This is a genomic window from Mumia sp. zg.B17 (assembly GCF_019550915.1).
Taxonomy (GTDB): domain Bacteria; phylum Actinomycetota; class Actinomycetes; order Propionibacteriales; family Nocardioidaceae; genus Mumia.
In genome coordinates, this window is sequence record NZ_JAHWCI010000004.1 from 96580 (window position 1) to 116173 (window position 19594).

19 protein-coding genes are annotated in these 19594 nt (G+C 68.7%); 13 read left to right on the plus strand and 6 right to left on the minus strand.

The annotated features are described in order from the left end of the window. Positions 1-156 precede the first annotated feature (156 nt). From KV097_RS05540 to KV097_RS05560, 5 genes are read left to right on the plus strand one after another with little or no spacing between them, the layout of a single operon-like run. Complete coding sequence (locus KV097_RS05540; protein ID WP_220365315.1) at positions 157-1131, plus strand: ABC transporter ATP-binding protein; 975 nt, start codon at positions 157-159, stop codon at positions 1129-1131. A gap of 2 nt (positions 1132-1133) precedes the next feature. Then, complete coding sequence (locus KV097_RS05545; RefSeq protein ID WP_220365316.1) at positions 1134-1853, plus strand: ABC transporter ATP-binding protein; 720 nt, start codon at positions 1134-1136, stop codon at positions 1851-1853. Positions 1854-1863: 10 nt separating this feature from the next. Next, a complete protein-coding gene (locus KV097_RS05550) occupies positions 1864-2754 on the plus strand; it encodes a branched-chain amino acid ABC transporter permease (protein ID WP_255559239.1) in 891 nt (296 codons plus the stop codon). After that, on the plus strand, positions 2754-3830 hold the full coding sequence (locus KV097_RS05555) for a branched-chain amino acid ABC transporter permease (RefSeq protein WP_220341403.1): 1077 nt from the start codon (positions 2754-2756) through the stop codon (positions 3828-3830). The genes KV097_RS05550 and KV097_RS05555 overlap by 1 nt, the downstream gene beginning before the upstream one ends. 5 nt (positions 3831-3835) lie before the next feature. Further along, on the plus strand, positions 3836-5158 hold the full coding sequence (locus tag KV097_RS05560; RefSeq protein ID WP_220341402.1) for an ABC transporter substrate-binding protein: 1323 nt from the start codon (positions 3836-3838) through the stop codon (positions 5156-5158). Positions 5159-5268: 110 nt separating this feature from the next. On the opposite strand, the gene hflX is transcribed toward KV097_RS05560, so the two are convergent. The 3 genes from hflX to KV097_RS05575 form a co-directional block, all read right to left on the minus strand. Continuing rightward, positions 5269-6747, minus strand: coding sequence for a GTPase HflX (hflX, locus tag KV097_RS05565; RefSeq protein WP_220341401.1), 1479 nt, complete (start codon positions 6745-6747; stop codon positions 5269-5271). Positions 6748-6778: 31 nt separating this feature from the next. After that, a complete protein-coding gene (gene dapF, locus KV097_RS05570; protein WP_220365317.1) occupies positions 6779-7603 on the minus strand; it encodes a diaminopimelate epimerase in 825 nt (274 codons plus the stop codon). A gap of 84 nt (positions 7604-7687) precedes the next feature. Beyond that, positions 7688-8785 carry a CARDB domain-containing protein gene (locus KV097_RS05575; protein WP_220346997.1) on the minus strand — a complete coding sequence of 366 codons (1098 nt, stop codon included), beginning with the start codon at positions 8783-8785 and terminating at the stop codon, positions 7688-7690. Between the two features lie 127 nt (positions 8786-8912). On the opposite strand from KV097_RS05575, the gene KV097_RS05580 reads away from it, so the two are divergent. Beyond that, positions 8913-9557: a TetR family transcriptional regulator gene (locus KV097_RS05580; protein WP_220341398.1), complete on the plus strand. Its 645-nt coding sequence runs from the start codon at positions 8913-8915 to the stop codon at positions 9555-9557. Next, positions 9554-10024: an SRPBCC family protein gene (locus KV097_RS05585; RefSeq protein ID WP_220365318.1), complete on the plus strand. Its 471-nt coding sequence runs from the start codon at positions 9554-9556 to the stop codon at positions 10022-10024. Before KV097_RS05580 ends, KV097_RS05585 begins: the two co-directional genes overlap by 4 nt. On the opposite strand, the gene miaA is transcribed toward KV097_RS05585, so the two are convergent. Next, a complete protein-coding gene (gene miaA / locus KV097_RS05590; protein ID WP_220365319.1) occupies positions 10007-10936 on the minus strand; it encodes a tRNA (adenosine(37)-N6)-dimethylallyltransferase MiaA in 930 nt (309 codons plus the stop codon). The genes KV097_RS05585 and miaA overlap by 18 nt on opposite strands. 65 nt (positions 10937-11001) lie before the next feature. On the opposite strand from miaA, the gene KV097_RS05595 reads away from it, so the two are divergent. Beyond that, on the plus strand, positions 11002-11265 hold the full coding sequence (locus KV097_RS05595; protein ID WP_220341395.1) for an antitoxin: 264 nt from the start codon (positions 11002-11004) through the stop codon (positions 11263-11265). Between the two features lie 166 nt (positions 11266-11431). Next, a complete protein-coding gene (locus KV097_RS05600; RefSeq protein ID WP_220365320.1) occupies positions 11432-14440 on the plus strand; it encodes a beta-glucosidase in 3009 nt (1002 codons plus the stop codon). 85 nt (positions 14441-14525) lie between these two features. Here KV097_RS05600 and KV097_RS05605 read toward each other — a convergent pair whose 3' ends face one another. Further along, entirely contained in the window at positions 14526-15200 is a 675-nt protein-coding gene (locus KV097_RS05605; RefSeq protein ID WP_220365321.1) for a hypothetical protein, read from the minus strand. A 49-nt stretch (positions 15201-15249) separates the two neighbouring features. Here KV097_RS05605 and KV097_RS05610 point away from each other — a divergent pair, with 49 nt between their 5' ends. Beyond that, positions 15250-15720 (plus strand): NUDIX domain-containing protein, encoded by a 471-nt coding sequence (locus tag KV097_RS05610; protein ID WP_220365322.1) that lies wholly within the window; start codon positions 15250-15252, stop codon positions 15718-15720. A gap of 65 nt (positions 15721-15785) precedes the next feature. Further along, positions 15786-16028 carry an antitoxin gene (locus tag KV097_RS05615; RefSeq protein ID WP_220341391.1) on the plus strand — a complete coding sequence of 81 codons (243 nt, stop codon included), beginning with the start codon at positions 15786-15788 and terminating at the stop codon, positions 16026-16028. Positions 16029-16050: 22 nt separating this feature from the next. On the opposite strand, the gene miaB is transcribed toward KV097_RS05615, so the two are convergent. Further along, entirely contained in the window at positions 16051-17541 is a 1491-nt protein-coding gene (gene miaB, locus KV097_RS05620) for a tRNA (N6-isopentenyl adenosine(37)-C2)-methylthiotransferase MiaB (RefSeq protein WP_220365323.1), read from the minus strand. 238 nt (positions 17542-17779) lie between these two features. On the opposite strand from miaB, the gene KV097_RS05625 reads away from it, so the two are divergent. After that, a complete protein-coding gene (locus tag KV097_RS05625) occupies positions 17780-18508 on the plus strand; it encodes an amino acid ABC transporter ATP-binding protein (RefSeq protein WP_220347015.1) in 729 nt (242 codons plus the stop codon). A 94-nt stretch (positions 18509-18602) separates the two neighbouring features. Then, complete coding sequence (locus KV097_RS05630; RefSeq protein ID WP_220365324.1) at positions 18603-19502, plus strand: glutamate ABC transporter substrate-binding protein; 900 nt, start codon at positions 18603-18605, stop codon at positions 19500-19502. Positions 19503-19594: the final 92 nt, after the last annotated feature.

Sequence of the window (19594 nt, forward strand, 5' to 3'; positions counted from 1 at the left end):
GCCCGCGTCACCATCCGGTAACAATTGGACACCCACCGCGACTAAGCGCTTGCTTAGTTCCCCCGAATCGGTAGCGTTCGCCGGGCAACACCGCCATGTGTCCGGGGTCACACCACCGTCCCCGGCCGCACGACACTGCACCTCGGAAGGACTCGCATGACCCCTCCCATCGAGCCCACCCCCGAGCCCCCACCAGGGGGCTCACCAACCGGACCACCCACCGCCTCGACAGATGCCTCGGCGGACTCCTCGACCACGGCCTCTGCGGAGTCCTCGCCCGCCGCGGACAGCTCCGCCACGAACGACGGCCGATTCACCGCCGAGGGCGTGACCGTACGGTTCGGTGGCCTCGTTGCCCTGGGCGACGTCGGCCTCACCGTCGAGCCCGGACAGGTCCACGGCGTGATCGGCCCGAACGGCGCCGGCAAGACCACCTTCTTCAACGTCTGCTGCGGGTTCGTCCGCCCCGACTCCGGCACGCTGACCTGGGAGGGCCAGGAGCTCACCCGCCTCCGGCCGCACGACCTGGCAGGTCTCGGCATCGCCCGGACGCTCCAGGGCGTCGGGCTCTTTGCCGGCATGAGTGCCCTCGAGAACGTGATGACGGGCGCGGGGGTCCGTTCGGAGAGCGGCTTCGCCTCGGCCGCCCTGGGGCTGCCTCGGGGACGCCGTGACGAGAAGGCACTTCGCGAGCGGGCGATGCAGGCCCTCACCGACCTCGGCGCCGCACACCTCGCGCCCCGTTATCCCGGGATGCTGCCCTACCCGGAGCAGAAGAAGGTCGCGCTCGCCCGTGCCCTCGTGGCCGAGCCGCGCCTCCTGCTCCTCGACGAGCCTGCCGCTGGGCTCTCCGAGGGCGAGATGGACGAGCTGGGCGACCTCGTCGGGCGCCTCACCGGCCGCATGTCCGTGCTCCTCGTCGAGCACCACATGGACCTCGTCATGCGCATCTGCGACACGATCACCGTCCTCGACTTCGGTGAGGTCATCGCCCGAGGGACGCCCGCGGAGATCCAGGACGACCCGAAGGTCGTCGCCGCCTACCTCGGTGCGGACGTGACCGGAGGCAGCGAGATCGACACGGCGTCGCTCGCGACCACCCCAGCCGGCGCCGCCGCGAAGGAGGGCTGAGCATGCTCACCCTCACCGATCTCACCACCAGCTACGGGCCGGTTCGTGCGCTCGACTCCGTCGACATGACGGTCGAGGCCGGTCGGATCACCGCGGTCCTCGGCGCCAACGGCGCCGGCAAGACGTCGCTCTTGCGGACGATTTCCGGCCTCGTACGCCCCGCCGCGGGCACCGTCACGCTGAACGGCACGGACATCACCGGGGCTCCCGTGGAGTCGATGGTCCACCGCGGCATGGCGCACGTCCCCGAGGGTCGCGGCGTCATCGCCGAGCTGACCGTCGAGGAGAACCTCCGCCTCGGCGCCCGCGGGGCCGCCAAACGACCGAGCGACACCCCGGCTCCGGTCCGTACGCTCGACGACGCCTACCAGCTGTTCCCGGTGCTCGGGGACCGGCGGAGTGCACAGGCGCACACGCTCTCGGGCGGCGAGCGCCAGATGCTGGTCATCGCCCGCGCGCTGCTCTCCCGGCCGACCCTCCTGCTGCTCGACGAGCCGTCCCTGGGACTCGCGCCCCGGATCGTGGCGCAGATCTTCGACCTGCTCCGCACGCTGGTCGCCGACTCGGGCCTCACCGTGCTCCTCGTCGAGCAGAACGCCCGCAGTGCCCTGTCCATCGCGCACACCGGTGTCGTGCTCAACCTAGGCAAGGTCGTCGTGACCGAGTCCGCCGAGGTCCTGCGCAACGACGCCACCCTGCGCCACTCGTACCTCGGGTTCTGAGGAGGACACCATGAACGGCGACATCCAGAAGCTCCTCAACATCCTGCTCAACGGACTCACCCAGGGCATCGTGATCGCTGCCTTCGCGCTCGCTCTCGTGCTGATCTTCCGGTCGACCCGGATCATCAACTTCGCCCAGGGCTCGCAGGCGATGTTCACCACGTACGTCGCGCTGACGCTGCTCAACCGCGACTTTCCCTACTGGGCCGCGTTCGCCATCGCTCTCGCCGCCGGCTTCCTCATCGGGGCCGTGCTCGAGCGTGTCGTCATCCGCCCGCTCGAGGGCGGCATGGAGCTCAACATCGTGATCGCCACGCTGGGCCTGTACGTCGCGATCCAGGCGCTGGCTGCGATCCTCTTCGGGTCGGACTACCAGTCCTTCCCGTCGCCCGTCGGAGTCAACGGCTTCCAGGTCGGTGACACGAACCTCGCGCTCACCCCGACGAGCATCTTCATCCTCTGCACGGTCGGTGTGGTGGTCGTCGGCCTCACGCTCCTCTTCCAGAAGACGCAGCTCGGCCTCACGATGCGTGCGGCGGCCTTCGACGGAGAAGTGTCGCGCATCCTCGGCGTCAAGGTCTCCCACCTGCTCACCTTCGGGTGGGCGCTCGCCGGCCTCGTCGGCGCCGTGGCGGGCATCCTGGTCGCCAGCGGACAGTTCATCTATCCGAGCTACATGGAGACGCTCATCGTCTTCGGCTTCATCGCCGCGGTCATCGGCGGCCTCGACAGCCCGGTCGGCGCGGTCGTCGGTGGCCTCCTCCTCGGCCTGGTGAACTCCCTGGTCTCCGGGTACGTCGCCTCGGGTCTCGTCACCCTGGCCGCGTTCGTCCTCCTGATGGTCGTCCTGCTCCTCAAGCCGGGCGGTCTCTTCTCCAGCACCAAGACCAGGAGGGTCTGATGTCGACCGACAGCACCACCAAGCGCCTGCTCGACCTCAACCTCACCCGCAACCTCCTCATCAGCCTCGCGGTCCTGGTCGCGGGCATGCTCCTGCTGGAGTCCACCGACCGCTACACCAACACGCAGCTCTCCTCGCTCACCTACTACGCCATCGCGGCGATCGGCCTGACCGCCCTCACCGGCCTCAACGGCCAGATCTCGCTGGGCCACGGGGCGCTGATGGCCGTCGGCGCCTATACGACCGCGCTGATGCTCGACACGGAGACGCCGTTGCCGTTCCCGGTGGTGGCCCTGGTCGCCGTCGTGGTCACGTCGGTCGTCGGGTTCGTCGTCGGCATCGGCGCGGCACGGCTGCACGGCCCGTACCTCGCCGGCGCCACGCTGGCGCTGGCGGTGGCTCTCCCGAGCGTCGCCCTCTACTTCAAGGGCACCTTCAACGGCGAGGTCGGCCTGACCGTCGCGTCTCCGCGACCGCCGGAGTGGTTCGTGTCGTTCATCGACGCGGTGTCCGGCGAGTTCGCGACGTCGTCCAAGTACGTGGCCTACCTCGGCCTGATGTGCCTGGTCGTGGCCCTCTTCTTCGCACTCAACCTCCGCCGGTCCAAGATCGGACGCCACTGGCGTGCCGTTCGTGACCAGGAGGTCGCCGCAGAGATCGCCGGCATCAACCTCGGCCGTACCCGGGTGCAGGCGTTCGTCATCAGCGCCGCGTACGCCGGCCTGGCCGGCGCCGTGATGGCGATCGTCGTCCGGCTCGCCGCGCCGAGCGCGTTCACGATCGTCCTCTCGCTCTCGGTGCTCACTGCCGCGGTGATCGGCGGTCTCGGCAGCATCACCGGCGCGTTCATCGGCGCCGCGGTGCTGGTGTTCCTTCCTCCGTGGGTGACCTCGCTGTCGACCGGCTCGGGCCTGTCGGACACCCAGGCCGCACAGATGTCACCCCTGATCTACGGCATCGTCCTCATCCTCGTGATGCTCCTCGCACCTGGAGGAGTGATGGGGACTCTCTCGACGGCATGGCGGCGTGCACGACTGCGCCGTCCCAACCCTGCAACACCCACCCAGAAGGGATGAGATCCATGGCTCATCAGCCCACATCGGCGCGCCGGAGTCGCCGGCTCGTACTCGGAGCCGCGCTGGCTGCCTCCGCACTGGTCGTCGCTGCGTGCGGCGGCGGCGGAGACGGCGGCGACTCGAATGATCCCGGTCTGACCGAGGACTCGATCAAGATCGGCGGCCACTTCCCGCTCACGGGTGTCGCAGCACCCGGCTACAGCGAGATCCCGCTCGGCCACAAGGCGTACTACGACTTCGTCAACGCCAACGGAGGTGTCAGCGGCCGCGACATCGAGTTCATCGCGAAGGACGACGGCTACAACCCTGCCAAGACGTCCGAGGTCGTCAACGAGCTCGTGCTCAAGGACGAGGTGTTCGCGATCGTCGCCGGTCTGGGCACCCCCACCCACCAGGCGGTGACCAACTTCCTCAACGCCGAGGGCGTCCCCGACCTGACCGTCTCCTCCGGCTCCCTCCTGTGGGACGACCCGAAGGAGAAGCCGATGACCTTCGGCTGGCAGCCCGACTACGAGTCGGAGGGCAAGGTGATCGGCCAGTACATCGCCGAGAACCTGCCCGACGCCAAGGTCGGTGTCTTCGGTCAGGACGACGAGCTCGGCGAGGACGGCACCCGCGGTCTCGAGCAGTACATCGCCGACCAGATCGTCTCCAAGGTCACGTACGTCCCCGGCAACACCGACGTCGGTCCGCAGATCGCCGAGCTCCAGAAGTCCGGCGCCGACGTGGTCGTGGGCTTCAACGTGCCCTCGTACACCGCTCTCTCGCAGCTCGTCTCGATGAAGCTCAACTACAAGCCGACCTGGTTCTACACCAACGTCGGCTCGGACTCGGGTCTCGTCGGGTCGCTCCTGGAGGAGTTCTCCAAGGGCGCGATCAAGGGCAGCAGCCCGCTCGCCGGCGTCTACACGACGACGTACATGCCGCAGGCCTCCGAGCCGGACAACGAGTGGACCAAGCTCTGGCAGAAGGTCTGGGACGAGTACGGAGACGGCTCGCCGCTGACCAACTACAAGGTGTACGGCATGTCGCAGGCGTTCACGCTCGTCGACGCGCTGAACCGCGCGGGCGACGACCTGAGCCGTGAGTCGATCGTCGAGACGTTCGAGCAGGACGGCTCCAAGCTGAGTGGCCCCAACTACGTGCCGTTCCGCTACTCCGAGGACCGTCACGCGGGCATCGGTGGCCTGAAGCTGGTCCAGATCCAGGCCGACGGCACGACCGCCGACAAGACGCCGGTCCTCCAGACCGACGTCGGTGACGCGGAGATCGAGGAGTTCACCGGAGACGTCGGCACGCCGCCGGAGTCGGGCATCCCGGGGAGCTGACCTCCCGCAAGACTGGCTGTGCGCTGGGCACCGATCCTGGAGGGGACCGAGGTGCTCAGCGCACAGTCGCGTCAGGCGTCAGGCGAACGACCCGTCAGGCGAAGGGCCCCTCAGGCGTACTCGGCGACGGCGCCCGCGAGCTCGTCGTGCACCCGGGCGACGACGTGAGTGCCGTGGGCGGTGTGCTCGAGCGTGTCGATCTCACCGTGGAGGTGGATCTGGTTGAGCAGGTCGCCCCGGTCGTACGGGAGGACCACGTCGATCTTGACCGCCGGCTGAGGGAGGTCGGCCTCGACCGCGGACAGCAGCTCGCCGATGCCCTCGCCGGTGCGGGCCGACACCACGACGGCGTGCGGCTCGCGGGCCAGCAGGCGCGACACGACCATCGGGTCGGCCGCGTCGGCCTTGTTGATCACGATGATCTCCGGCACGTCCAGCGCGCCGATCTCGGCGAACACCTCGCGCACCGCCGTGATCTGGCCCTCCGGGTCGGGGTGCGAGCCGTCGACCACGTGCAAGACCAGGTCGGCGTCGGCGACCTCCTCCAGCGTCGAACGGAAGGCCTCGACGAGCTGGTGAGGAAGGTGCCGGACGAAGCCGACGGTGTCGGAGAGTGTGTACTCGCGTCCGTCGGAGGTCTCCGTACGCCGGGTGGTCGGGTCCAGGGTCGCGAACAGCGCGTCCTCGACCAGGACCCCGGCGCGCGTGAGCCGGTTGAGCAGGCTCGACTTGCCGGCGTTGGTGTATCCCGCGATCACGACACCGGGCACCTTGTTGCGCTGGCGCGTCGCGCGCTTGGTGTCACGGGTCTTGCGCATCTCGGTCAGCTCGCGCCGCAGCTTGGCGATCCGGTCGTTGATGCGACGGCGATCGGTCTCGATCTTGGTCTCACCGGGACCGCGCGACCCGATGCCGCCACCGTCGCCACCGACGCGGCCGCCGGCCTGACGAGACAGGTTGCCGCCCCAGCCGCGGAGGCGCTGCTTCATGTACTGGAGCTGCGCGAGCTCCACCTGAGCGCGACCCTCGCGGGACTTGGCGTGCTGGGCGAAGATGTCGAGGATCAACGCCGTACGGTCGACGACCTTGACCTTGGTCCGGTCCTCGAGGTTGCGCAGCTGACTGGGTGCGAGCTCTCCGTCGCAGATCACGGTGTCGGCGCCGGTCGCCTGGACGATCTCGGCGAGCTCCTCGACCTTGCCTCGGCCGACGTACGTCGCCGGATCAGGCCGCTGACGGCGCTGGACCATGGCGTCGAGCACCTCGGAGCCGGCGGTCTCGGCCAGCAGCTTGAGCTCGGCGAGAGAGTTCTCGGCATCGGTGGCCGAGCCGTCTGTCCATACGCCGACGAGAACGACCCGCTCGAGCCGCAGCTGGCGGTACTCGACCTCGGAGATGTCCTCGAGTTCGGTCGACAGGCCGGCGACGCGTCTCAGCGAGTTGCGGTCGGCCAGGTCGAGCTGGTCACCGTCGTGGGTGTCGAGGTCGATGGGCTCGAAGCGCTCCACCGGATCGACAGAGTCCACCGACGGCACGTCGGTAGCGGTGTCGGCGAACTGGTCAGTGGGGTTTTCGTTCTGTGCAGTCATCTGATCCTTGCAACGTCGGCGGTGGCCTCGATCATCCCAGCCAGGTGAGATCACCGCGAGCAATTATGACGGCCGGTCCGGCGAGTACGGCGTGCCCGTCGGCTTTCCAGGTCACGTGGAGCGTGCCGCCCGGCACGTCGACCCGGTAGGTGACGTCGCCGCCGTCGGCGGGATCGGCCCCGTCCGTCGCTGCCGTCGCCAGAGCCGCCGCGACCGCCCCCGTGCCGCACGAGCGGGTCTCGCCCGCACCCCGCTCGTGCACCCGCATCGCCACATGACGCGGGCCTCGCCGCGCGACGAACTCGATGTTGACACCCTCGGGGAAGACCGCCGGGTCGTACTCCGGCTCGACCAGAAGCGTGCCCGCCTGACCGAGGTCGTCGACGAAGGCGACGGCGTGCGGGTTGCCGACGTCGACCTGACGGGCGGCGCGGGCGGTCCCCTCAGCGACGACCTTGGACTCCCCCTGCAGACGCGGGACACCCATGTCGACGGCGATGGCGACGCCGTCGTAGGTCACGACCTTGATGCCGTCCCGGGTTGCCACCGGCACAGGGACGGACGAGTCGACGAGCCCTTCCAGGGCCAGGTAGCGCGCGAAGACCCGTACGCCGTTGCCGCACATCTCGGCGATCGACCCGTCCGCGTTGCGGTAGTCCATGAACCACTCGGCACCCTCGCCCGGCGCTGCGCGTACGGCGCGCAGGACGCCGTCGGCGCCGATCCCCCGCCGGCGGTCGCACAGCGCGGCCACGAAGGTCGCGTCGAGATCCCCGTGCACCGTCCCGTCGGGGTCGGGAAGGATCACGAAGTCGTTCTCGGTGCCGTGGCCCTTGAGCCACGCGAAGGTCGTCACCCCCCGAGTCTAGAGGGGTGACGACCTTCGCCCACGCCGGCAGAGCTCAGCGCCGACGGGTCGGCTCGATCACGGTCGTTGCCGCTACCGCGGGTGGGTGATGTCGAGGGTGACCGTGGCTTCCCAGGTACGACCCGGGTGAGTCCGGGGTGCTCCGCCGCCCTTGAGGACGATCCGGCTCAGGTCGGCGTTGGCCGAGACGCTCGCAAGCTCGTCGGGGGTGTCGACGATCGCGAAGCGCATGGGGCTCTGGGCCCAGGTTTCTCCGCGGCAGTCGACCGCGGTCACGGGGGTGGTCGACTGGGCGACGAAGTTCAAGGAGAACTGGCCGAAGAGCGACGGTCGACCAGGGACGGGGAGGTGGACAAGGGCCTGACTCAAGAGCGCTGGTTCCCCTGTGACCCGTTGATCTGCCGTCGACGTGACCCGGCAGGCGTCGTTGTTGACCCGTTTGTAGACCGTCCTGCCTGACACGGTCCCCTTGTCCCACGTCACCTCGAGATAGAACGGCCTGCCCTGGAGATATGTCAGCTCCGCGGGCACGTTGAAGTCGAACGTGGCTGCACTGTCGATCTCTGTGGTGACGCTCCCTACCGAAAGACGAGTGCGATCCTTCCAGTCGACGTGTCCACGAACGTTGACCTTGACCTTGACCGCATCGTCGGGGGGAGCGGCAGCGTTGCGCCTGGTGACGGTGACGCGTCGCTTGGCCACCCGGCAGTTGTTGCGCTCGTTGGACTCACGCACCTTCTTCTTCGCATCCGCGCACGCCAGCAGCCAGTACGTACCCGGCCTGGTCGCCGCCGCCACCCGCACCGAGCGTGCCTTCACCGCGTGCTTCTTGCCCGGCTTCAGCACCTTGACCGCACGACTCCCGAGGACGACGTCCTTCTTGTCCCACTTCTTGTTCGCCGACAGCGCGTACCGCGTCACCGACCGCTTCGCCTTCTTACGGCCCTTGTTACGCGTCGTGTCACTGACCTTCAGCACACCACCGGCGACCACCTTCCCCGGCGACACCGACACCGCCGACACCACCAGATCCGGACGCTTCTTCGGCGCGGCCGACGCTGAACCGGCTCCCAGCATCGTCATCACCAACCCCAGCCCGAGTCCGAGCACCCACAACCGACGCGGCATCAGCTCACCCTCCACCCGCAGGGCACGTTCGGCCCCGCTCATACCCGCCAGCCTCTGCCCTGGGTATGCGGACGCGCATCGTCCTCCAGGACCCCACCGTCTCCTCCTCGCGGACGAGGAGCTCCTCCTCTGCGCGGTCGCGATGCGGCCGCCGCGGTAGGGTTCCCCGGTGCAAGACTCCGAGGATGCAGTGCCGCGCCACGAGCAGAAGGAACGCACGCGGCAGGCACTTCTGGACGCGGCGCTCGATCTGACCGACGAGCACGGGTTCGCCGGCGTGAGCCTGCGCCAGGTCGCCCGGCGCGCCGGCGTGGTCCCGACCGCCTTCTACCGCCACTTCGCCAGCATGGAGGAGCTCGGGCTGGCGCTCGTCGACCAGTCGTTCGGGACGCTGCGCGGCATGATGCGCCAGGCCCGCCAGGATCCGGAGACCTACTCCGACGTGATCGCCGCGTCGGCCGCGATCATCGTGTCGCAGGTCCGCGCCCACCGTCCGCACTTCGCCTTCGTCGCGCGGGAGCGCTTCGGCGGGGTCCCTGCGGTCCGCAGTCGCATCCGCACCGAGCTCCACAGCTACGTCCGCGACCTGGCGGGGGTGCTCCGGACCTTCCCTCAGCTCGACACCTGGGCCGAGGGCGACGTCCGGACGGCGTCCCGGCTGTTCGTCAACATCATGGTGTCGACCGCGGAGCAGGTCATCGAGTCGCCCGACGAGCCGGACCTCATGGAGGAGATCGAGTCCGAGGCTCGGCGCCAGATGCGACTCATCGTCCTCGGCTACGCCGGCTGGCGCTCGGAGGCCGTGGCGCGATGACCACCCGCCGAGCTCGCCCCGTGGTCGCGACCCCGCACGTCGGGGTGGTGACCGGCGCGGTACGGGTCGGCGTGCCGCAGCAGACGACCTGGGACTACGTCACCGACTGGGAGCTGCAGGGCGAGTGGATCCCCGCGACGACCGTCCGGGTCGTGGGTGATCAGATCGTCGCGGTGACCGGGGTCGGCCCGGTGCGGGTCACCGACACGATGCACGTCGTACGGTCCGACCCGCCGCGGGTCTGCGAGGTCGCGCACACCGGTCGACTCATCTCCGGCACCGGGCTGTTCACCTGCGAGCCCACCGACGACGGCGGCACCCTGTTCTCGTGGGAGGAGCGCGTCAGGGTGCCCGGCGGCGCGGTCGCCGGGGTGGTCTGGCGACTGGCCTCCCCGGTCCTTCGCATCTCGTACGGGATCGCGCTCGGCCGGCTGCGCCGCAGGCTCGAGTCACGCCACGCCGGCTGAGCCGTCCACCACCCGTACGGCTCGTTCCAGCAGGTCGGGGGCGTCGTACGGGAGCCACACGATGCGCGGGTCCTTGCGGAACCACGAGTCCTGCTTCCGCGCGAACTTGCGTGTCCCACGGACGGTCGCCTCGCGTGCCTCGTCCTCGGTCATCGTGCCGTCGAGGTAGGCCAGCACCTGCGAGTAGCCGAGCGCACGGCTCGCCGTCCGTCCCTCGCGCAGACCGCGCTCGGTGAGCGACCGCACCTCCTCGACGAGGCCGTCCTCCCACATGCGGTCGACCCGTCGGGCGATCCGGTCGTCGAGCACGTCGCGCGGCACATCGATCCCGATGAGTCGGAGGTCGTCGTAGAACGCCGTGTGGGCGGGCAGCGACGCGGCGAACGGCCGTCCGGTGATCTCCACGACCTCGAGCGCTCGGACGATCCGGCGTCCGTTGGACGCGAGGATCGATCGCGCCGCCTCAGGGTCGACCCCCGCGAGACGCCGGTGCATCGCCTCCGGCCCCTGGGTCTGCAGCTCCTCCTCGAGACGTGCCCGGACGCCCTCGTCGGTCCCGGGGAACTCGAACGCATCGACGACGGCGCGCACGTACAGCGCCGAGCCGCCGACGAGCACCGCCACGCCGCCGCGTGCCCGGACGTCCTCGATCGCCTCGCGCGCCCAGGTCTGGAACTCCGCGACCGTCGCCGGTGCCGTCACGTCGAGGACGTCGAGAAGGTGGTGCGGGACGCCGCCGCGCTCGGCGGCGGGGAGCTTCGCCGTACCGACGTCCATGCCGCGATAGACCTGGTAGGCGTCGACGTTGACGATCTCGCCGCCGATGCGCTGCGCCAGCGCGACGGCGAGATCGGACTTCCCGGCGGCGGTCGGCCCCACGACGGCGACCACTGGAGAGCTCACGGCGACCATTCTGACGTAGATTCGAGAGTGTCCAGCACCCAGTACGCACCGACCCATGACAGGGAGAGATCGGCATGAGCACGTTCGACGAGGCCTTCGAGAGGTTCAAGGACTCCAGCGCGGACCTGGCCCGCGAGATGAAGGAGCGGGCGAGCATCCTCGTCACCGAGAACGGCGACACGATCGACAGCGCGCTCGAGAAGGTGCGGGACATGGCCAAGGACCTGACCAAGGGCACGTACGACGACAAGATCGACAAGGCCCACGCCGCCGCGAAGGAGCAGATCCACAAGCTGGACAAGGGCCAGGACCCCGACGGCCCCTCTGCCGTGGGGTGACCTGCGGCCTCGCGGCCTCCTCACGACGAGCGAGAGATGCACGTTCGACAACCGGGTGTTCTGATGGGGTAAATGTCCCAGTTTGTTCCTGCTTGATCCGGTCTTTGACTGGATGGGATCTCGGGGCAGGCATCGAAGTCGGGGGTTCACTCGCATGTTTCGACGAATGATCACGTACGCTGCCGCGGCCGGCCTCGTCGCCGCCTCGGTAGTCTTCATACCTTCCATCACGCAGGCACAAGAAGACCTGCCGTGGATGAACACGAGTCTCACACCGGAGCGGCGGGCCGACCTGCTGATCGGCGCGATGACCCTGGACCAGAAGCTTCAGCAGATCTACAACCAGCCGTTCTACAACGAGGACCTGGATCCGGACGGGGATCCCGAAGACAGCCCCACGGACCGGAACGACTGCAACTTCACCATCATCGGCCGTCACATCGAGGGCATCCCGTCGCTCGACATCCCGACCTTCCGGCAGGCCAACGGCGGCACGGGCATCCGAGGCGGCGACTGCCTCCCCGAGCCGACTGCAACGGCACTCCCCGCCCAGGTCTCGTCTGCGGCGACGTTCAACCGCGACCTCATGGGCGACTGGGGCAACGTGCTCGACGTCGAGCTCGAGGCGTGGGCCGACCAGGTCCTGTGGGGACCTGGCATGAACATGATCCGCACCCCGTACGGCGGGCGGAACAACGAGTACTTCAGCGAGGATCCGTACCTCACCGGCGTGATGTCGAGTGAGATCATCAAGGGGATCCAGGCCCGCGGCGTCAGCCAGGCCACGGCGAAGCACTTCGTCGCCAACGACTCGGAGTACCAGTTCGAGCGCTGGACGTCGGCCAACCGGGTGCCCTCTCGTGCCCTGCACGAGATCTATCTGCTGCCGTTCGAGATGGCCGTCAAGGACGCCGACGTGTCGTCCGTGATGTGCGCCTATCCGGACCTGAACTACACCTACAACTGCAGCAGCTCACCGCTCCTTCAGCAGACGCTGCGTCAGCGCTGGGGCTTCGACGGCTACGTCTTCTCCGACCGGCGCGCTCAGCAGAGCACTCTGGGCGCGCTCAGGGCCGGCGTGGACGTCGAGCTCGACGAGTCGCCCGAGTGGTACAAGCCGGAGATCCTCAAGCAGTACATCAACTCGGGTGTGATCACCGAGGCAGACATCGACGGCCTGCTGCGTCCTCGCTACATCAAGATGTTCGAGTTCGGCAACTTCGACAACCCGTTGACGTCGTTCCAGTGGGACAAGATCGATCCGCTCATGGCACCAACCGGTGCCCACGCCCAGGTCGCCAAGCAGGCAGGCGCCGAGGGACTCGTCCTTCTCCGCAACCAGAAGAACATCCTGCCTCTCAACGCCGGTGCGGTGGAGTCGATCGCCGTGATCGGTCCGCAGTGGTTCGCCCGCGAGGCCTCGCTGCCGCCGCGCAGCGGCAACCGGTCCCAGAACATCACGGTCAACGAGCCGTTCCAGGTGACACCCGTCCAGGGTCTGCAGAACGTGCTCGACAGCAAGAACTCCGACGCCACGGTGACCCTCAACACGGGGACCAACATCGCCAGCGCGGAGAGGGCGGCCCGCAACGCCGACGTCACCATCCTCATGGTCGGTGACGTGGCGCGAGAGACCTGGGACAAGAACGCCTACTGGCCCGAGGAGAACCCGAACAGCACCGCCGCGGGCGCGCCGAACGAGACTCCGAACCTCGATCTGCCGACGATCACCGGCACCAACCAGCAGGAGCTCATCCCGCGGGTCCTGGCTGCCAACCCGAACACGATCGTCGTCATGAAGACGCAGGGCCAGGTCAACATGCCGTGGATCGACGACGTCGACACGATGGTGCAGGCGTGGTATCCGGGCGAGTGGGACGGCCAGGTCGTTGCCGACGCCCTGTTCGGCGACACGAACTTCTCCGGCAAGCTGCCGCTCACGATCGGGAAGACCGACCACGAGGCCGCCTACGAGACCACGGAGCAGTACAACGGCTTCGAGGAGAACACGGGCACACCCGGCGGCTACGGGCGCGACCCGCAGTGCATCGATCCGGCGGAGCAGCCGCCGTGCACCGTCTCGGGACCAAAACCGCAACGCGTCGTCCGCTACACCGAAGGCCTCAAGATGGGCTACCGGTGGTACCAGGCGACCGGGACCGAGCCGTACTTCCCGTTCGGATACGGACTCTCCTACACGACCTTCGACTACAAGGACCTGAAGGTCACCGAGGTGGGAGGCGGCAACGGACACACCGCGCTGAGGGCCGACTTCACGGTCACCAACACCGGCAAGCGTGCCGGCAAGGAGGTCCCGCAGGTCTACCTCACGCTTCCGCGGCAGTCGGGCGAGCCGTCGAAGCGGCTCGTGGGGTTCGACAAGATCGACCTCGCTGCCGGCCAGAGCAAGAAGGTGTCGGTGCTGATCGACTCCAACGCCTCCAACCACCCGTTCTCCTACTTCGTCCCGGACGACGCGGACGATCTGAGGAAGTGGGCGGACGGAGAGTGGGCGACGGCAGACGGTAACTACACCGTCCACGTGGGCCGCTCGTCGGCCGACACACCGCTGCAGAAGACGCTCAACGTCAACTTCAGCAACCGCCGTCCGACGGCCCAGAACGTCACGGGCGTGAAGGTGAGGCAGGGACGCTCGGTCATCATCAACCTGAGGGCGAGCGATCCGGACGGGGACGCCCTGTCCTACACCTACTCGGACCTGAAGGGGAACACCGTGACACCGATCGGCAACGGCTCGGCGGTCCGGTTCACACCCAAGCGCGGGTTCACAGGTAAGACGTCCTTCCGCTACACGGTCAACGACGGTCACGGCGGCGAGGCCTCAGCACAAGTCTTCGTGACGGTGACACCGGCACCGAAGACCGCCTCGAGGATCACCGCCCTGAAGGTCAAGCCGAAGCGAGTGACGACCGCCACTCGGGCGAGGGTCTCGTTCCGGGTCGTGTCAGGCGGAAAGGCCGCGCGCGGCAAGTACGTGATCAAGCGAGGCAAGCGGGTCGTCGGACGCGGCACTCTCAACGCCCGAGGCCGGGCCAACAAGCGGATCAAGCGGCTCGCGGCCGGTAGGAAGCGGATCACGGTGACCTACCGGGGCTCGTCGACCGCCAAGCGCGCCAGCAAGTCGAAGACGATCCGGGTCTACAGGAGGAGGTAGGAGGGCCGGACGACAGCAGGACGGAGCCCCTGGCGCTGCGGCGCCGGGGGCTCCGTGCGTGCCGGGCCGGCACCCGCAGCCCTGGCTACCCGCGCCAGACGGCGACCCAGTAGGCGACGCCGTAGGGCGAACCGTCGTAGGTCAGCTGCGCCGCGATCTCGTCACCACCATCCACCCGCACCGTCGCAGCCAGAGCCCGAAAAGCCGGGACACCGCTCGCCCACAGGTCGGCCGCGAGGGCGGGATCGAGCGCGCCGAGGGCGTCGAGGTCGGCGCTGGCCAGCGCCGTACCGATCACCGCGTCGAACGCCAGAGCACGGACGTCGACGTATCCCGGCGCGGTCTTGTCGCGCTTCGCGCTTCCGTCGGCGAGGACCACCAGGGCCGTACGTCCGTTGACGGGGAGATCGACCGCCTCGCCGCTGGTCTCGGCGAAGACACGCGGGACGGTCGTGCCGACGGCGTCGAGGAGCCATGCGCCCAGCGGGAGCGCCGACCCGGGCCGCACGCCGGCGCCTGTGCCGGTGGCGTCGCTCGAGCGCTCCCCGTACCCATACGGCGTGAAGTCCGCCGCCACGTCGTCGAAGCGGGCGTCGGCCGGTCCCGGCGCGAGCACGAGGACACGGTCGGCGTCGGAGGTGACCTCTCGGACCGCGTCGATCGCGTACGACCGCAGGGTCTCCAGCTCCCCCGCCGCACCCGCGGCGATCTCGGGCACGAGAAGTGGGGTCTGCGGGACCACGGCGACGGAGACGGGCACGCTCCCGAGGCTAACCTCCTCGTCAGCGGCGCGGCCTAGAGTGCTCGGCATGAGCCATGCCCTGGTCCCTGCCTCCTACGTCCTGATGCTGCGCGGCCCGATCGGTGACGAGGAGATCCTGCTCCACCTGCGCCAGAACACCGGCTACCGCGACGGGCACTGGGCGATGATCGCGGGCCACGTCGATGCGGACGAGTCCGCACGGACGGCTGCCGCCCGCGAGGTCAACGAGGAGACCGGCGCCACGGTCGATCCCGAGACGCTCCAGCCGCTCACCACGATCCACCGCTGGATGCCAGGTGGCCCGCCGGTGGAGCAGCGGGTCGACTTCTTCTGGATCGCCCGCCGCTGGGACGGCGACCCGCGCATCGCCGAGACCGACAAGGCCGTCGACCAGCGATGGTTCAGCCTGCGCGACCTGCCCCAGCCGGGTGTCGTGCACGAGGAGGTCGTGATCGAGGCCTACCTGCGCGGCGACGTCCCTCCGATCATGACGCTGACCTCCCATGTGACGCGCTGACCTCCGCCCTTGCTGAGATCCTGGATGCCTGAGATCACCCACCACACCGTCGTCCGGGAGGACCCATGGGACTGCTCGACAAGTTCACGAAGAACGCCCGCCTGAGGGGCAAGGCCAAGAACCTGCTCAACGAGCACGGCGACAAGATCGACAAGGGGATCGACAAGGCCGCCGACCTCGCCCGCGGCAAGGCCGGGAGCAAGCACGGCGACAAGATCGACAAGGGCGCTGACGCGCTCAAGGACGGCCTCGACAAGCTCGACGGCGACCCGACCAACCGGAGGCGGCCGGGCGATCCACGGCCCTGACGGCGCCGTCGGTAGCGCGGCGTCAGGAGGCGCAGGCGGGGCCGTCGGCGACCGGCAGGGGGGCCGGTGCGCCGATCGAGGGCATCCCGAGCCCGACGCCGACCGGTGTCGGCGTGTTGCGGGCCGCCCAGGCGTCGCCGGCGGGCGTACGCCGCACCGCGAGCGGGGCGCCGTCGGCCATCAGGTGGTGGGGAGCCGCGCTGGTGATCACGGTCGTGACCATGTCGCCCGGCCGCACGTCGACACCGTCCGGCCGCGCGAAGTGCACCAGCCGGTTGTCCCGAGCCCGACCCGTGAGCCGGCGAGTCGCCTCGTCCTTCTTGCCACCCTTGCCAGCGCTCGTGTCGGCGACGAGCAGCTCGACGGTCGACCCGACGAGCGCGGTGTTCTCCTGCCACGAGATGTCGTTGACGAGCGCCACCAGGCGGTCGTACCGGTCCTGGACGACCGCCTTCGGCAGCTGCTCGTCCATGGTCGCGGCCGGCGTGCCGGGCCGCGGGGAGTACTGGAAGGTGTACGCCGACGTGAACCGCGCCTGGCGCGCGACGTCCATGGTCTCGAGAAAGTCCTCCTCGGTCTCACCGGGGAAGCCGATGATGATGTCGGTCGTGATCGCGGCGTCCGGCATCGCGGCGCGCACGCGGTCGATGATGCCGAGGTAGCGGTCCTTGCGGTAGGAGCGGCGCATCGCCTTGAGGACACGGTCCGACCCGGACTGCAACGGCATGTGGAGCTGCGGCATCACGTTGGGCGTCTCGGCCATGGCTGCGATGACGTCGTCCGAGAAGGCGGCCGGGTGCGGCGAGGTGAACCGCACTCGCTCCAGGCCCTCGATCTCCCCGCAGGCCCGCAGCAGCTTGCCGAACGCGAGCTTGTCACCGAACTCGACGCCGTACGAGTTCACGTTCTGACCCAGGAGGGTCACCTCGACCACGCCGTCGGCGACGAGCGCCTCGATCTCGGCGAGGATCTCGCCGGGGCGGCGGTCCTTCTCCTTGCCGCGCAGGCTGGGGACGATGCAGAACGTGCAGGTGTTGTTGCACCCGACGCTGATCGAGACCCAGGCGGCGAACGCCGACTCGCGCTTGGTCGGGAGCGTCGACGGGAAGACCTCGAGCGACTCGAGGATCTCCACCTGGCTCTCCTCCTGCACTCGGGCGCGGTCGAGCAGCGCCGGCAGGGAGCCGATGTTGTGGGTGCCGAAGACGACGTCGACGTACGGCGCCCGCCGGGTGATCGTGTCGCGGTCCTTCTGGGCCAGGCAGCCGCCCACCGCGATCTGCATGCCCGGGTTCTCACGTTTGATGCTGGCGATGTGACCGAGCGAGCCGTACAGGCGGTTGTCGGCGTTCTCCCGGACGGCGCAGGTGTTGAACACGACCACGTCTGCGGGCTTGGCCGCACCCTCGGGTGCCGCGGCATATCCGGCGTCCTCGAGCAGCCCCGACAGGCGCTCGGAGTCGTGCACGTTCATCTGGCACCCGTAGGTGCGCACTTCGTACGTCTTCGTCATAGCCCTCCCAGAGTACGGGGGCAGCACGGCCGTGGCTCGGGTCACCCACCCGGGGCAGAACGGCCGCGAGGGCCGTCCAGCGCGGTCACGTTCTCACAACAACCTGCCGTCCCGAGTCACGCCGGTTTGGTGCATACCCGTACGGGCACCTACGTTGTCCCACATGTCCGATGACTCGTACGACTCGGTCACGCCTGCGCCGACGGGCTCGACCAGCTCGACCGCGACGGCCGCCCACATGGTCGCCATGGACGACGTTCAGAAGTGGTTCGGGGACCTCCACGTCCTCAAGGACATCAATCTCCGCGTGAAGCCGGGCGAGGTCGTCGTCGTCATCGGGCCGTCCGGCTCGGGCAAGTCCACGCTCTGCCGCGCGATCAACCGCCTCGAGCCCATCGACGAGGGCACGATCGCCATCGACGGCGAGGTGCTGCCCGCAGAGGGGCGCAAGCTCGCCCAGCTGCGTGCCGATGTCGGCATGGTCTTCCAGTCGTTCAACCTGTTCGCGCACAAGACCGTCCTCGAGAACGTGATGCTCGGACCGGTGAAGGTTCGCAAGAAGTCCAAGGGCGACGCCGAGAAGCGCGCCATGGAGCTCCTCACGCGTGTGGGCGTGGAGTCGCAGGCCAACAAGTACCCCGCCCAGCTCTCCGGCGGCCAGCAGCAGCGCGTCGCGATCGCCCGCGCCCTGGCCATGGACCCCAAGGTCATGCTCTTCGACGAGCCGACCTCCGCGCTGGACCCCGAGATGATCAAGGAAGTCCTCGACACCATGGTCACGCTCGCCAAGGGCGGCATGACGATGATCGTCGTCACGCACGAGATGGGCTTCGCCCGGACGGCCGCCGACCGCGTGGTCTTCATGTCCGACGGCCAGATCCTCGAGGAGGAGACTCCCCAGGAGTTCTTCGACAACCCGCAGACGGACCGTGCCAAGGACTTCCTCGCCAAGATCCTCAAGCACTGACCCTCTCGTACTCCATCGTCAGAACCGAACGGCACGCTCCATCAGAACCGAAGGCGGAGCCGCATCCGCGGCGCTCGCGAAAAAGGGAGATTCAATGAAGATCCGTAGGACCAAGTTCGCCGTCATCGCGGCGGCAGCAGCCCTCGCGCTCGCCGGCTGTGGCGACGCCGGCAACGATGACAGCGACAGCGGCGACGGCGGCGGCTTCAGCCCCGAGGTCGTCAAGGACGCGTCGTTCGACGCGGGTAGCCGCACGCAGGAGATCGCCGACGCCGGCACGGTCAAGATCGGCGTCAAGTTCGATCAGCCGGGCATCGGTTTCAAGTCCGCCACGTCCGACACGCCGGTCGGCTTCGACCCGAACATGGGCAAGATCCTCGCCGCGAAGCTCGGCATCCCCGCCGACAAGATCGAGTGGGTCGAGACGATCTCCGACAACCGCGAGCCGTTCCTCCAGAACAGCACCGTGGACTTCGTCATCGCCTCGTACTCGATCACCGACGAGCGCCGCCAGGTCGTCGGCCAGGCCGGCCCGTACTACGTGACCGGCCAGCAGCTCCTCGTCGCTGCCGACGACGACTCGATCAAGGGGCCGGACGACCTCTCGGGCAAGAAGGTCTGCTCCGTGACCGGCTCGACGTCGATCAAGACCGTGGAGGAGGAGTTCGGCGCGACACCGGCCGGGTTCGACACCTACTCGGAGTGCGTCGAGCAGCTGAAGACCGGCTCCGTCGACGCCGTGACGACGGACGGCGCGATCCTCGCGGGCTACGCCGCCGAGGACCCCGACAAGCTCAAGGTCGTCGGTGAGCCGTTCTCCGAGGAGCGCTACGGCATCGGCTACAACAAGGACGCTGCCGGCATGTGCGACTTCATCAACTCGACCCTCGAGGGTGCGTTCGAGGACGGCGAGTGGGAGGACGCGTTCGACGACACGCTCGGCAAGGGTGGCATCGACCTGCCCGAGAAGCCGACTCTCGACCCCTGCCCGTGATCGCGAGGGTGGCGGGACCGGCTGCGGCCGGTCCCGCCACCAGGCGGGTGCGATCCGCCCGGGGGACCACCCGGCCCCGGGGGGGGGTGGCC